The 12,693-nt window shown below is 68.9% G+C and carries 13 protein-coding genes; 9 read left to right on the top strand and 4 right to left on the bottom strand.

Translation table 11 applies throughout. The features are described from left to right. Positions 1-85 precede the first annotated feature (85 nt). Positions 86-940 carry a DUF11 domain-containing protein gene (locus ABN611_RS06010; RefSeq protein WP_350278779.1) on the top strand — a complete coding sequence of 285 codons (855 nt, stop codon included), beginning with the start codon at positions 86-88 and terminating at the stop codon, positions 938-940. Positions 941-1,030: 90 nt separating this feature from the next. On the opposite strand, the gene ABN611_RS06005 is transcribed toward ABN611_RS06010, so the two are convergent. Then, positions 1,031-1,432, bottom strand: a complete 402-nt coding sequence (locus ABN611_RS06005; protein ID WP_350278778.1) for a nitroreductase family deazaflavin-dependent oxidoreductase — start codon at positions 1,430-1,432, stop codon at positions 1,031-1,033. A 170-nt stretch (positions 1,433-1,602) separates the two neighbouring features. Here ABN611_RS06005 and ABN611_RS06000 point away from each other — a divergent pair, with 170 nt between their 5' ends. From ABN611_RS06000 to ABN611_RS05965, 8 genes are read left to right on the top strand one after another with little or no spacing between them, the layout of a single operon-like run. Next, positions 1,603-3,225: a substrate-binding domain-containing protein gene (locus tag ABN611_RS06000; protein WP_350278777.1), complete on the top strand. Its 1,623-nt coding sequence runs from the start codon at positions 1,603-1,605 to the stop codon at positions 3,223-3,225. Between the two features lie 3 nt (positions 3,226-3,228). Then, positions 3,229-4,182 carry an ABC transporter permease subunit gene (locus ABN611_RS05995; RefSeq protein WP_350278776.1) on the top strand — a complete coding sequence of 318 codons (954 nt, stop codon included), beginning with the start codon at positions 3,229-3,231 and terminating at the stop codon, positions 4,180-4,182. Next, positions 4,179-5,054, top strand: coding sequence for a carbohydrate ABC transporter permease (locus tag ABN611_RS05990; protein WP_350278775.1), 876 nt, complete (start codon positions 4,179-4,181; stop codon positions 5,052-5,054). Before ABN611_RS05995 ends, ABN611_RS05990 begins: the two co-directional genes overlap by 4 nt. Before the next feature lie 17 nt (positions 5,055-5,071). After that, positions 5,072-6,076 carry a LacI family DNA-binding transcriptional regulator gene (locus tag ABN611_RS05985; RefSeq protein WP_350278774.1) on the top strand — a complete coding sequence of 335 codons (1,005 nt, stop codon included), beginning with the start codon at positions 5,072-5,074 and terminating at the stop codon, positions 6,074-6,076. Next, the gene (locus ABN611_RS05980) at positions 6,073-7,548 is read left to right on the top strand and encodes an arylsulfatase (protein WP_350278773.1); all 1,476 of its coding nucleotides are present in this window, start codon (positions 6,073-6,075) and stop codon (positions 7,546-7,548) included. The genes ABN611_RS05985 and ABN611_RS05980 overlap by 4 nt, the downstream gene beginning before the upstream one ends. Continuing rightward, positions 7,529-8,323 carry an aminoglycoside 3'-phosphotransferase gene (locus ABN611_RS05975; protein ID WP_350278772.1) on the top strand — a complete coding sequence of 265 codons (795 nt, stop codon included), beginning with the start codon at positions 7,529-7,531 and terminating at the stop codon, positions 8,321-8,323. Before ABN611_RS05980 ends, ABN611_RS05975 begins: the two co-directional genes overlap by 20 nt. Before the next feature lies 1 nt (position 8,324). Next, positions 8,325-8,864, top strand: a complete 540-nt coding sequence (locus ABN611_RS05970) for an MOSC domain-containing protein (protein WP_350278771.1) — start codon at positions 8,325-8,327, stop codon at positions 8,862-8,864. A 40-nt stretch (positions 8,865-8,904) separates the two neighbouring features. Then, positions 8,905-9,627: a sortase gene (locus ABN611_RS05965; RefSeq protein WP_350278770.1), complete on the top strand. Its 723-nt coding sequence runs from the start codon at positions 8,905-8,907 to the stop codon at positions 9,625-9,627. On the opposite strand, the gene ABN611_RS05960 is transcribed toward ABN611_RS05965, so the two are convergent. The 3 genes from ABN611_RS05960 to ABN611_RS05950 all read right to left on the bottom strand — a co-directional run bounded on the left by ABN611_RS05960 (position 9,628) and on the right by ABN611_RS05950 (position 12,500). Continuing rightward, positions 9,628-11,226: an alkaline phosphatase D family protein gene (locus tag ABN611_RS05960; RefSeq protein WP_350278769.1), complete on the bottom strand. Its 1,599-nt coding sequence runs from the start codon at positions 11,224-11,226 to the stop codon at positions 9,628-9,630. Positions 11,227-11,319: 93 nt separating this feature from the next. Next, positions 11,320-11,742 carry a hypothetical protein gene (locus ABN611_RS05955; protein WP_350278768.1) on the bottom strand — a complete coding sequence of 141 codons (423 nt, stop codon included), beginning with the start codon at positions 11,740-11,742 and terminating at the stop codon, positions 11,320-11,322. Positions 11,743-11,762: 20 nt separating this feature from the next. Further along, positions 11,763-12,500: a methyltransferase domain-containing protein gene (locus ABN611_RS05950; protein WP_350278767.1), complete on the bottom strand. Its 738-nt coding sequence runs from the start codon at positions 12,498-12,500 to the stop codon at positions 11,763-11,765. Positions 12,501-12,693 lie beyond the last annotated feature (193 nt).

The following is a 12,693-nucleotide window of genomic DNA, read 5'->3' as shown; positions in this document are numbered from 1 at the left end:
GAGAGTACCGAACTCCATACTGCTTCCACCGCCGTCGGCGGGCTGTGGGGGCAGCTGAATTCATGGGGATCGAGGGGGGCCTGCGATGCATGCCTGGAGGTTGCTTCGTGCTGCGCTGATCACGGGGATCGTCGGAGCGTCGCTGGCGGTGCCGGCGACCGCGTCCGCCGAGGATCCGCCACCGAGCAGCGCAGTGGAGGTCAGCGCGACGACGCTGGCACCGGGGGACACGTTCACGGTCACGCAAACAGTGCACAACCAGCTCGCCGGTCCGCTCCTGGGCGGCAAGGCGGCGCTGTACGCGCAGAACCAGAACATCACCGACTGGCTCGAACTGGTCGGCTGTACCGGAGCGGTGGTCTGCTTCGTCGCCGAGGGAACGCACCTGCGTGCGGCGTTCGGCGACGTCCCGGCGGGCGAGAGCCGGACCGTCGTCTGGACTATGCGGGTGAAGGACGCCACGCGCCAGGATCCGTTCGTCCTGCGGCATCAGTTCCTGGCCGACAACTACGCGTTCGACGTCCACACCGGCCCGACGATCACGATTACGCCAAGCGCGGCTGACATCGCGGTGTCGCTGACCGCGTCGGTGCGCAGCGCGATCACCGCGCGCATCACGTACACGATCACGGTCAAGAACAACGGGCCCGCGGACGCGACCGCGATCCGGGTCGTCGGCACCTATCCGGCCGGCCTGGCGTACGCGGGGTCGAACTGCACCCGTGTCGGTACGACGAGGTCGGTCAACTGCGACATCGCGTCGCTGGCGAGTGGCGCGAGTACGACGCGCACGGTGTCGGCGGACACCGGCCTGCTCACGGCCGGCGCACTGACCGGGACCGCGACGCGGACGGCGAGCTCGCCGAGCGACCCGGTCGCGACGAACGACAAGGCGTCCCGCACCTGCAACGCCCTCACAGGCCTCATAGTCACCTGCTGACACCGCACACCAGGTGGTTGTGAGGCACCAATAGCGGGTCGTGTCACCGCTGGCGGGTTGTAACACGCCAGTAGTGACACAACCCGCCAGTCACTTCGCCGGGCCGAGGTCGCGCGCCACGTCGAGCGCGAGGAACTCCGGCGCCTGGATGACCTTGCGCAGCATGAAGCGGACGAAGGCCGGCATGTCGGTCGCGTTCTCGTCGCGATAGACGCGCGGGTTGACGGCCTCGTAACGGCGGCGCCGGCTCTCGAGCTCGCAGCCGTTCGCGGCGACGACGTTGCGCACCCAGTCCGCGCCCGGCCCGTACGTCAGCGCGATGACGAAGCCGTCGCCGCGGCGGAACGCCCACAGCGGCGTCCGGAAGGTCCGGCCGGACTTGCGGCCGCGGTGCACGACGACCGCCCAGCCGGGTGCCCAGGGCGCGACGAACTTCGTGACCCGGTTCAGCCCCGCCCGGTTGGCTCTGGCGACCCATCGAGGAGCAGGCATCGAAGAAATTCCTCACTTGTAGAATTTCCACTCACCGTAGTGCTGTGCGCCGTCGAGCGTCAACCGCCGGATGGTCGATCTCTCTTGCGTTGAGAGGCCGTCGAGGTTTACGGTCCGGGTTAACGTTTAAGTGAGTATTAGTGAGCACTTCTTCGAAACTTGGAGCAACTATGATCAGTCGGCGGCGGTTTCTGCAGGTGTCCGGGGCGGCGATCGCGTCCTCGACGCTGGCGGCCTGTGGGGACGGTGGAGCGTCGAACGGGGGTGCGAAGGCCTCGAGCGACCTCAAGCTTCCGACGTACAAGCCGTTCGAAGGACTGCGCCCGGACCTCCCGGGGGCCGAGTCCGGCCTGGAGCCCGGGTTCCTGAGGTTCCCGGCGGACGCGGTCGCGAGCGTCAAGGCGCCGCCGCTGAAGAACCCGGTGACCGCGCTGACCGAGACGTTCGCGACGCCCCCGCCGCCGATGGGCAGCAACCCGATGTGGCAGTCGCTGAACAAGGCGCTCGGCGCCGAGCTCCGGCTCACCATCGGCACCGACCCGGGCTACCCGGAGAAGTTCGCGACGCTGCTCGCCAGCGACTCGCTGCCGGACCTGATGTGGCTGCCGCCGAACCAGGGCATCCCGAACATCGGCCCGATGCTGGAGGCCAAGTTCCAGGACCTGACGAAGTACCTCTCCGGCGACGCGGTCCTGGAGTACCCGAACCTGGCCGCGCTGAAGCCGGCGTCCTGGCGGACCGCGGTGGTGAACGGCAAGATCTGGGGCGCGCCGATCCCGTCGACGCCGTTCGGCCAGGTGATGATGGGCAACCCGAAGACCTGGGCCAAGGTCGGCGGCCTGCAGTGCACGACCGCGGACGAGTTCTTCGCGAAGTGCAAGGAGCTCAGCAACGGCACGAACTACGCGCTCGAGCCGGCGATCATCAACATGCTGCACATGTTCGGCGAGTGGTTCGGCGCGCCGAACGGCTGGCGGGTCAACCAGGACCGCTCGCTCACGCACCTCTACGAGACCGACAACTACAAGGCCGCCGTCGAGTACGCCGCCAAGCTCTGGGCCGCGAAGGTCTTCTACCCGGACCTCAACCTCGCCGACGCGACGCCGAAGACCGTCAACGGCCAGATCGCCGCGCAGGTCGTGGTCGGCCCGCGCGCGACGGCCGACTTCCGCGCGCTGGACCCGACGCTGTTCCCGGACACGCTGATCCCGTTCGGCCACGACGGCAAGGCGAAGCCGATCTACGACATGGGCTACGGCACCGTCGGGTTCACGCCGTTCAAGAAGACCGACGAGGGCCGGATCCGCGAGCTGCTCGCGCTGATGGACTACCTGTCGGCGCCGTTCGGCACCAAGGAGTACCTGCAGAAGAACTTCGGCACCGAGGGCGAGCAGTACCAGCTCGACGCGAACAAGAACCCGGTGCTCACCAAGGCCGGTCAGCAGCAGGCCCCCGGTCTGGTCAGCGCCCTGCAGATCATGAACTCGCCGGAGAGCGTGATCTTCAACCCGGCGTACCCCGAGGACACCAAGAAGATCTACGCCACCGAGCAGCAGCTGCTGAAGTTCGCGATGCGGAACCCGACCGCGGGCACGTACTCCGACACGAACAGCAAGGTCGGCCCGAAGCTGACCGCGGCGTTCCGGGACACGATCGTCGACATCGTCACCGGCCGGCAGAAGATCGACGCGTACGACGAGGCGCTGAAGCGCTGGAAGTCCGGCGGCGGCGACAAGATGCGCGACGAGTTCGCCGCCGTCCTGCCGGCCGGTGTGCCGGTCACCGGGTCCTGATCGATGCTGAAGCCGAACTCCTCGAAGCGGCAGGCCGCCAAGGGCCTGCCGCTGAAGGCGAAATGGCGCCGGGACTGGCAGATGGTGCTGCTGATGATCCCCGGCGTGCTGTTCCTGCTGGTGTTCTTCTACCTGCCGGTGCTCGGCAACGTGGTCGCGTTCCAGGACTTCCAGCCGTACCTCGGCATCATGCACAGCGAGTGGAACGGCCTGCAGAACTTCGTCAATCTCTACGACAACCCGGACTTCTGGGACGCGTTGCGGAACACGCTGCTGCTGGCCGGCGTCCAGCTCCTGCTGTTCTTCCCGGTGCCGATCGGGCTGGCGCTGATCGTCGACTCGCTGGTCAGCAACCGGATCCGGCGCTGGTTCCAGACGATCGCGTACCTGCCGCACTTCCTGTCCTGGGTACTGGTCGTGACGCTGTTCCAGCAGTCGCTCGGCGGGGCCGGGTTCGTCAACAACCTTCTCCGGCAGGCCGGGCTGGACCCGATCCCGTTCATGACCAACCCGGACACCTTCCCGCTGCTCGTCGTCGCGCAGCTGATCTGGAAGGACGCCGGCTGGGCGATGATCATCTTCCTCGCGGCGCTGACCACCGTCGACGTCTCGCTGTACGAGGCGGCCGCGGCGGACGGCGCCGGGCGGTGGCGCCGGATGTGGCACATCACGCTGCCGTCGCTGCGGACCGTCATCGTGCTCCTGCTGATCCTGCGGATCGGCGACATCCTCAGCGTCGGGTTCGAGCAGTTCATCCTGCAACGCGACTCGGTCGGCCCGGGCGCTGCCGAAGTACTGGACACCTTCACGTACTACGCCGGAGTGGTCGGCGGCGACTGGAGCAGTGGTGCAGCGGCCGGCCTGGCCAAGGGTGTCGTCGGCGCGCTGCTGCTGTGGGGTGCCAACTCGCTCGCACATCGGCTCGGTGAGCCGGGAATCTTCCAGAGGCGCTCATGAGACCTGTGTGGAAAGAGAATCCGTCGCCGGCGTACCAGGCGGTCAAGGCGCTGATCCTGGGCGGGTTCGCGCTGGTGATCGTCGTACCGATCCTGGTCGTGGTGTCGACGTCGCTGGCCAGTGACCAGGACATCATCGACGCCGGCGGGTACGTCCTGTGGCCGTCGCATCCGACGTTGAAGGCGTACGAGACGCTGTTCAGCGGCGGGCTGATGGGGCGCGCGATCATGGTCAGCGTCTTCGTCACCGTCGTCGGTACGGCGATCGCGCTCGCCGTCACGATCGCGCTCGCGTACGCGACGTCGCGGCCGGTGCTGTTCGGCCGGCCGGTGCTGCTGATGGTGCTGTTCACGCTGCTGTTCGCGCCCGGGATCATCCCGATGTTCCTGGTGGTGAAGCAGCTCGGGCTGCTCGACAGCCTCTGGTCGCTGATCCTCCCGGGCGCGCTCGGGGCCTTCAACTTCGTTGTCCTGCGCACCTTCTTCATGAACGTACCGGGCGAGCTGCTGGAGAGCGCGCGGATCGACGGCGCGAGCGACTTCACCATCCTCCGGCAGATCATCATGCCGCTGTCGAAGGCGGTGATCGCGGTGGTCGGCCTGTTCTACGCGGTCGGGTTCTGGAACGCGTTCTTCAACGCGCTGCTGTACCTGAACGACACGTCGAAGTGGCCGGTTCAGGTGATCCTGCGGACGTACGTGCTGCAGGGCAAGTCGCTGTCGGCGGACCAACTCGGGGTGGAACCGCTGCCGCAGCCGCAGTCCCTGCAGATGGCTGTCGTGGTCGTCGCGCTGGTCCCGATCGCCCTGGTCTACCCGTTCCTGCAACGGCACTTCACCAAAGGCGTCATCACCGGTGCGGTCAAAGGCTGATCTGCAAGAATCGTCCTATGTCCTCACCTTTGGCCGACCGGCCGACGCTGCGGATGGTGGCGAAGGAGGCAGGGGTCTCGGTCGCGACCGTGTCCTACGTGCTGTCCGGACGGCACCGCAGTCACACGATCAAGGACTCCACGGCGGACCGGGTCCGCGAGGCCGCGTCGCGGCTCGGCTACCGGCGCAACGACGCGGCCCGGGCGATCCGGACCGGCAAGTCGGACCTGGTCCTGCTGTCGCTGAGCGTGCTGGCGGACCCCTGGTCGCAGGCGGTCGCGGCCACGGTGAGTGCGGCCGTGACTCCGCTCGGCAAGACGGCGCTGATCGTCGCGGACGGCGACTGGCGGACCGTCCTGTCGAACCGGACGCCGGACGTGATCTTCATCGACAGCGTGCTGCAGGACGCGGAGCAGATCGCCGAGCTGGAGGCGTTCGCGGCGCAGGGTGTGCAGATCGTCGCGTTCGACGAACGGCTCGAGCCGCGGGGCTTCGACGTGATCCGGTCCGGTGCCGAGCCGCGCTGCCACCTCGCGGTGGAGCACCTGCTGGCCAGTCACGACCGGGTCGGCGCGCTGACGTCGCGGACCACCGGGTTCGCGCGATTCGACGCCTATCTGAACACCTTGCGCGCGGCGGGCAAGCCGGTCCGCGAGCAGGACATCGAGATCTTTGAGCGGCACCCCGAGGGCGCGTACCGCGCCGCGATGGCGCTGCTCACCAAGCCGGACCGCCCGACGGCGATCTACTGCACGACGGACTTCGCCGCGATCGCGTGCGTGCGGGCGGCGCACCGGTTGCGGATCGACGTACCGCGGGAGCTCGCGATCGTCGGCGTCGGCAACACGCCGGAGGGCGAACACCTCGACCCGTCGCTGTCGACGGTCGGGCCGGTCGACTTCAACGACCGGCTGGCCCGGATCATCGTCAGCCGGCTGACCGACCGCGAGGGTGCACCCGGTGAGGTGTTCGACTTCCCCTGGCAACTGATCGTCCGCGACTCTTCGAAGGTGGTTCCGTGAGACAGCCGAACGTCGTACTCATCTGTGTCGACGAGTGGCGGGGCGACGCGATGTCGTGCGCCGGTCACCCGTACGTCGAGACGCCGCATCTGGACGAGTTGGCGCGCAACGGGGTGCGGTTCAGCCGCGGGTACTCCGCGACGCCGTCGTGCGTACCGGCCAGGGCGGCGTTGTTCACCGGGCAGTCGCAGGAGCGGCACGGACGGGTCGGGTACACCGACGGCGTACCGTTCGACGCCGCGCACCCGGTGACGGTGCAGGGCGAGTTCCGGCGGGCGGGGTACCACACGCAGGCGATCGGGAAGATGCACGTCTGGCCGGAGCGAGCGCGGCTCGGGTTCGATGACGTGATCCTGCACGACGGGTTCCTGCACCACGCGCGGCGTTCGCACCGGCAGCAGTTCGGGTTCTTCGACGACTACGTGCCCTGGCTGCGACGGCAGCCCGGGGTTTCGCCCGATGCGGAGTACTTCGATCACGGGGTGAACTGCAACTCGGTGGTCGCGCGGCCATGGGACAAGGCGGAGGAGCTGCATCCGACGCACTGGATCGGCACGCAGACGATCGAGTGGCTGTACCGGCGGGATCCTTCCCGGCCGTTCTTCCTGTACCTGTCGTTCCACCGGCCGCATCCGCCGTACGACCCGCCGCAGTGGGCGTTCGACCAGTACAACGCACTGCCGCCGTACGAACGGGAGCTCGGGGACTGGGAGGACGACTGGGACGAGTACCGCCAGGACGGCGACTACCAGGCGTCGGTCGGCGACCTGCCGGACCGGGTCGTGCACCGCGCCCGGGCCGGGTACTACGGGCTGATGGCGCAGATCGACCTGCAGATCAACCGGATCCGCGAGGCGCTGGTCGACTTCGGGGTGTACGAGGACACGATCATCGCGTTCACCTCCGACCACGGCGAGATGCTGGGCGACCACCGGATGTTCCGCAAGTCGGTGCCGTACGAGGGGTCGGCGCGGGTGCCGTTCATCGTCGCGGACCGTTCGTCCGCCGGGGGTTCGGTCCGGGGTGGGGTGGTGGACCATGTGGTGGAGTTGCGGGACGTGATGCCGACGTTGCTGGATCTGGCCGGGGTTCCGATTCCGTCGTCGGTGGACGGGCAGTCGCTGGCGCCGTACCTGCGGGGTACGTCGGACGAGCCCGTGCGGGAGTGGTTGCACGGGGAGCATCTGCACTTCGGGCAGTCGATCCAGTGGGTGACGGACGGTCGGACGAAATACGTGTGGGGATCCGAGCGGGGTGTGGAGCAGCTCTTCGACTTGGTCTCGGATCCTGGTGAGTTGCGGAACATTGTGAAGTCGGAGCCGGAACTGCGGGAGCTGTGGCGGGCGCGGTTGATCCAGGATCTGACTGGTCGTGAGGAAGGCTTTGTTGCGGACGGTGACTTGGTGACGGGTCGGCCGGTGACGGCGATCCTCCAGCACACGAGGGAACGCATTGCCAGCGCCACCGGGTGACGGCTGGACGCTCGTCGACATCGGCGAGTCCGACACGACGGTCTACCGCCGCGGCAACGTCTTCGCCAAGTGCTGCGACGCGGCGGGGGTCGAGGAACTGGCAGCCGAACGCGCACGCATCGAGTGGCTCGCCGGGACGGGGTTCCCCAGCGCAAAGGTCCTCGACTGGATCGAGGTACCTGGAGACGGCGGGCGTACGGCGGGTTCGCTCGACGGGGCCGGCGCGGCGGGGGCGTGTCTGGTGACGTCGGCTGTGCCGGGGGTTCCTGGGGACACGCTGCCGCCGGAGGTGCGGGAGCGGGCGATGCGCAGTCTGGGCAGGACTCTGCGTGCGTTGCACGAGCTGCGCGACTGCCCGTTCGAGCGTCCGCTGGCGTCGGTGATCGCGACCGCGGCGGACGTCGTACGACGGGGTGCCGTGAACCCGCAGTTCCTCACCGACGAGTGGCGCAAGCTCGCACCGACCGACCTCCTTGCGCAAGTCGTTGCCGAGAGCCCCTATGTCGAGAGCGTCCTGGAACCGGTCGTCTGCCACGGCGACGCCTGCCTCCCGAACATCTTCTTCGACCCGGAAACCCTCGAGGTCAGCGGCCTGATCGACCTGGGCCGCTTGGGCATCGCCGACCGCTACACCGACCTGGCCCTCACCACGATCCAGTTCCACGACGAATGGTCCGCCGACCCCACCCCCTTCCTCGAGGCCTACGGCTTACCGACCCCGGACCCACGCCGTCTGACCTTCTTCCGCCTCCTCGACCCGCTGACCTGGGGCTGAGATGACGAGCGTCGAGATCGTCGCGCTGGTTGTTTCGCCTCAGCACGCGTACGAGGGGCGGCCGGCGGACGGGCCGCGGCCGGATCTCGAGTCACCTGCTCGCTCCGAGGTCGAGGTTCGGGCGGGGCTGGGGATTGTCGGTGATCGGTACTTCGGACAGAAGGTCCACAAGAACGCCGCCGTCACGCTGATGGATGCGGACGCACTGGACGAGGTCGCCCGCGTTCTCAGCCTCCCGGCGCCGCTCGACCCGCACCTCACCCGCCGCAACATCGTCCTCCGCGGCTTCCCGGTCGACGAGCTCGCCGCCCGCCGGACCCCGGACGGCCGCCGCATCGACGGCCGTCGCTTCACCCTCGACTCCGGTCAAGGGCCGGTCACCTTCCAGGCCCACCGCCCGGCGAACCCTTGCGCCTGGATGGACGTGGTCCTCGCGCCGGGCGCGATGAAAGCGCTGCGCGGTCGCGGCGGGATCCGGACTACCCCGCTCACCTCGGGCGTACTGCGTCTCGGACCGGCCCAGCTCACCGTTCTGGAATGATTTTCGTGCGGCTTTCGGTCCGGCGGCCTACCGTCGGAGTGTGAGGCTGGCGGGTGCGTTCGTGCTGCTGACGGCACTGGCCGGGTGCAGCGACACGCTCCCGGCCGGCCAGTCGTCGCCACCGTCCGCGCCCGCCACGTCCAGCCTGCCGACCACCAGCGCGTCCAGCCCGAGGTCCAGCCCGACCACACAGCCCACCCAGCCGACGCGGGCGGCGTCCCCCTCGACGCCGCGGCCGACGTCGCCGAAGCCGGTCGGGCCGGTGAGTATGGCGATCCCGGCGATCGGAATCAGCCGCCTGCGGGTGGTCGCGTACACCGGTACGGCGGACGACCGGCCCGGGACCCGGATCCAGGACCGTGGTGTCGCCGCCAGCCCGCGCGGCCGGGCGGGCGGCGTCGGCCCGGGGGAGATCGGAAACTTCATCATCACCGGCCACCGCGTGAGCCACGGCCGCCCGCTGGGACGCGTCCCCGAACTCCGCACCGGCGACCACGTCCTGATCACCGTCGGCCGGACGGTCTACGACTACCGGATCACCCGCACGATGACGATCTCGTTCCGCAAGCCCGCCGAGAAGGCGCAGCAGAACGCCGCGGTCCCCGGGCGTCCCGGCGTGACGCCGACGCAGGCGATGATCACCGTCTCCACCTGCGCCACGCCCGAGGACCATGCGGCCGGCAACTACTGGCACGACGAACTCGGCAACCCCGAACACCGCATCAACAAGATCGGCGTCCTGGTAGCCACTCGTCGCGCGTAACTAGGCCTTGTGGGCTCCTGGCTTGCCGTTCTCGGTGATGAAAGTGGCGAGCGTGTAGAGGGTGGCGTCGGGGCTCAGGACGGTGTCGGTGACGCGGAAGTCGGCGCGCCATTCGTCGGGGGTCACCTCGACGCGGACGTAGCCGCGTTGGTTGTTCTGGAACTTGAGGTGCGGGTTGTCCGTGGTCGGGCCGTAGATCGTGTTCGGGATCGCGTCGCCGCCGCTGGAGATCGACGTACCGAGGTATTCCGTGGCGAGCGTCTCGGATTCCGGGTCGGAGAAGTCGGCCTTCAGGTCGAACACCCAGTTGCGGTGGGCGTCGCCGGTGATGACGACCGGGTTGGACGGGCGGTGCTCGGCGATGAAACTCATCAGCTGGTTGCGGTCGGCAACATAGCCCTCGCCCCAGCTGTCCTGGCTGGAGTAGTCCAGGCCCGGCCCGGCCTTACGGTCGACGGGCGCGAACTTCGTCTGGTTGCCGAGGATGTTCCACCGCGCCCCCGACGAGGCCAGGCCCTGCTGGAGCCACTGTTCCTGGGCGTCGCCGAGGATCGTGCGGTCCTGGTCGAGCGCGCCGGGCGAGTACCCGCCGATCGCGGTCTCCGCGGTCCACCTGGCCTGCTTGGAGCGGTACTGCCGGGTGTCGAGCAGGTGGAACTGCGCGAGGTCGCCGTACCGCACGCGCCGGTACAGCTGGATGTCCGCGCCGACCGGCAGCGACGAACGCCGCAGCGGCATGTTCTCGTAGTACGCCTGGTACGCCGCCGCGCGCCGCGCCAGGAAGACGTCGCCGGACTGTCCGCTCGCGGAGTCGTCCGCGTAGTTGTTCTTGACCTCGTGGTCGTCGGGGACGACGAGGAACGGCAGGTGCCCGTGCGCCGCCTGGAGCAGCGGGTCCGTCTTGTACTGCGCGTGCCGGATCCGGTAGTCGGTCAGCGTCATGAGTTCGATCGCGGGCGCGTGCGCGCGGTCGAGCGCCGGGTTTCCGGCGGACGGGCCCTCGTAAATGTAGTCGCCGAGGTGGACGACGACGTCCAGGTCGGAGGCGATGATGTCGCCGTAGGCGACGAAGTACCCGGCCGGGTAGTTCTGGCAGCTCGTGACGGCGAGCCGCAGCCGGTCGGGCGAGGCGCCGTACGCCGGGGCGGTCTTCGTCCGGCCGACCGGGCTGATCGCCATCGCGACCCGGAACCGGTAGAAGTACTCGCGGCCCGGCCGCAGACCGCCGACCTCGACGTGGACGGAGTGCGCGGACTCCGGCACCGCCTCGACGGCGCCGCGGCGGACGACCCGCTGGAACCGTTCGTCCTCGGCGATCTCGTAGCGCACGCCGAACGCCTGCGGCGGCATCCCGCCGCTGCCGTCCTCGGCGAGCGGTTCGGGCGCGAGCCGCGTCCAGATCACGAACCCGTCCGGGAGCGGGTCACCCGACGCCACGCCGAGCTGGAACGGGTGGTCGAACTGCGGCGGAGCAGCGGCGGCCTTCGGCAGCTCGGCACCGGTCAGGGCAGCGGCGGCGCCGAGACCGCCGATCGCCAGCAGGCCGCGCCGGCTCAACTCGGCGGAGGAGGTCGACCCGGCGGAGGAGTGAGAGGTCATGCGGGCGACGCTGTCAGAGCATCCCCACCCGGCAGGGCAACTCCGCGCGACCTGGAGGCGAACTCTGCCCAGCCGCCGCGGGACCGCCCGGTGCTACTTCCGCCCGAACTTCCACCACTTCGGTTTGTTCATCTTGATCTCGTCCGGGGTCATCGGCGGCGGCACCGGCGGCCGCGATTCCTCGGTCAGGAAATCGCCGGACTCGGTGTCGTACGGCGTGACGCCGAGCCGGCGGCTGATCTCCATCACGATCGGGATCGAGCGCGGGCCGTCGTTCAGGTAGAAGGTGATGTCGCGGACCTCGACGCCCTTGCCGATCGTCATCTCGACGTCGTACTCCGGACTTCGCAACGCCAGCCAGGACGGCTTGCTGGTGTCGACGTCCGGCACGACTTCCCGGACCGTCGCCACCACGTCGGTCACCAGCCCGACCGAGGGTGGCTCGTAGTCGACCGGTAGGTCGTCGAGGCGCCGTACGCCTCCTGGCCCGCGCATCGCATAGACAGCCCAGCTCATGCCCCAAGCATGCCAGGCGGTCAGCGCTTGCGGGCGGCGAGGATCGCGAACGTGAGGTATTGACCGTTGTCGGCCTCGAGCATGTCGAGCGCGCCGTCGCGTTCACCGCGGTACTCCGAGACGGCGCGGGACCAGCGCACCCAGTCGGCCCAGCCGTTCGGCTGCAGACGTGCCGCGGTGACGTCGACCAGTTCGGTGATCTCCCACTGGAACCGCCACCAGTCCGCCGTGTGCCAGGCGAGCGCCTCCCAGCCGACCAGCTGCTTGATGTGTTCCGGAATGTGGCCGATTTCCCGGATTTCCCGCGTCATCGCCGGTGTCGCGACGCCGAGCTGTCCGCCGGGCTTCAGGAAACCGGTCAGGTAGGCGAGGTAGTTGTCCGCGGTGCCGAAGTACTCGTAGGCGTCGACGCAGACGATCGCGTCGAAGAACCCGCGCGCGAACGGCAGCGTGTGCGCCTCGGCCTTCAGCGCCACGACCCCGTCGACGCCCTGGGCCGCGATGTTCGCCGCCGCGTCCGTAGGGTCGACCCACAGGTCCGCGGCCCAGACCTGCACGCCGTACTCCTTGGCGAGGAACACGGATGTCGCGCCCTTGCCCGACCCGAGGTCCAGCACCCGCTGACCCGGCCGGAGGTCGAGGTCGCGGGCGAGGTCCTCGAGCAACCAGAGGGGATTCGGCCCCATGTCCCCGGCCAGCAGCCAGCCGGCGTCGTACGCGTTGGAGAGCGGGTAGTCCTCGTGCTTCAGTTCGACCACCGGCACAGCGTAGCCAGCGAGCGGGCACACGTTTTCCGGTAGTCGGCCGATCACGTTCCGTATGGGTCGCGGAACGGTGTCAATAGCTGCAATCCGGTTCTCGGGGTGGCGGTCCAGGCCGTAATATCAGCCGTCGGCCGGCACCTTGGGGGGTACCGGCCGTGCTACGGATCGGGTGGGACCGGCGGTGGTC

It is taken from the genome of Kribbella sp. HUAS MG21 (genome assembly GCF_040254265.1).
In the GTDB taxonomy this organism is placed as follows: Bacteria; Actinomycetota; Actinomycetes; order Propionibacteriales; family Kribbellaceae; genus Kribbella.
The sequence above is the reverse complement of the archived record's forward strand: the minus strand, read 5'-3'. Positions and strand labels throughout refer to the sequence as shown.

What these genes read in the sequence shown, in the direction of transcription:
- ABN611_RS06010 (WP_350278779.1), top strand. Translation starts at nt 86, where the DNA reads ATGCATGCCTGGAGGTTGCTTCGTGCTGCGCTGATCACGGGGATCGTC.
- ABN611_RS06005 (WP_350278778.1), bottom strand. Translation starts at nt 1,432, where the DNA reads ATGCCTGCTCCTCGATGGGTCGCCAGAGCCAACCGGGCGGGGCTGAAC.
- ABN611_RS06000 (WP_350278777.1), top strand. Translation starts at nt 1,603, where the DNA reads ATGATCAGTCGGCGGCGGTTTCTGCAGGTGTCCGGGGCGGCGATCGCG.
- ABN611_RS05995 (WP_350278776.1), top strand. Translation starts at nt 3,229, where the DNA reads ATGCTGAAGCCGAACTCCTCGAAGCGGCAGGCCGCCAAGGGCCTGCCG.
- ABN611_RS05990 (WP_350278775.1), top strand. Translation starts at nt 4,179, where the DNA reads ATGAGACCTGTGTGGAAAGAGAATCCGTCGCCGGCGTACCAGGCGGTC.
- ABN611_RS05985 (WP_350278774.1), top strand. Translation starts at nt 5,072, where the DNA reads ATGTCCTCACCTTTGGCCGACCGGCCGACGCTGCGGATGGTGGCGAAG.
- ABN611_RS05970 (WP_350278771.1), top strand. Translation starts at nt 8,325, where the DNA reads ATGACGAGCGTCGAGATCGTCGCGCTGGTTGTTTCGCCTCAGCACGCG.
- ABN611_RS05960 (WP_350278769.1), bottom strand. Translation starts at nt 11,226, where the DNA reads ATGACCTCTCACTCCTCCGCCGGGTCGACCTCCTCCGCCGAGTTGAGC.
- ABN611_RS05955 (WP_350278768.1), bottom strand. Translation starts at nt 11,742, where the DNA reads ATGAGCTGGGCTGTCTATGCGATGCGCGGGCCAGGAGGCGTACGGCGC.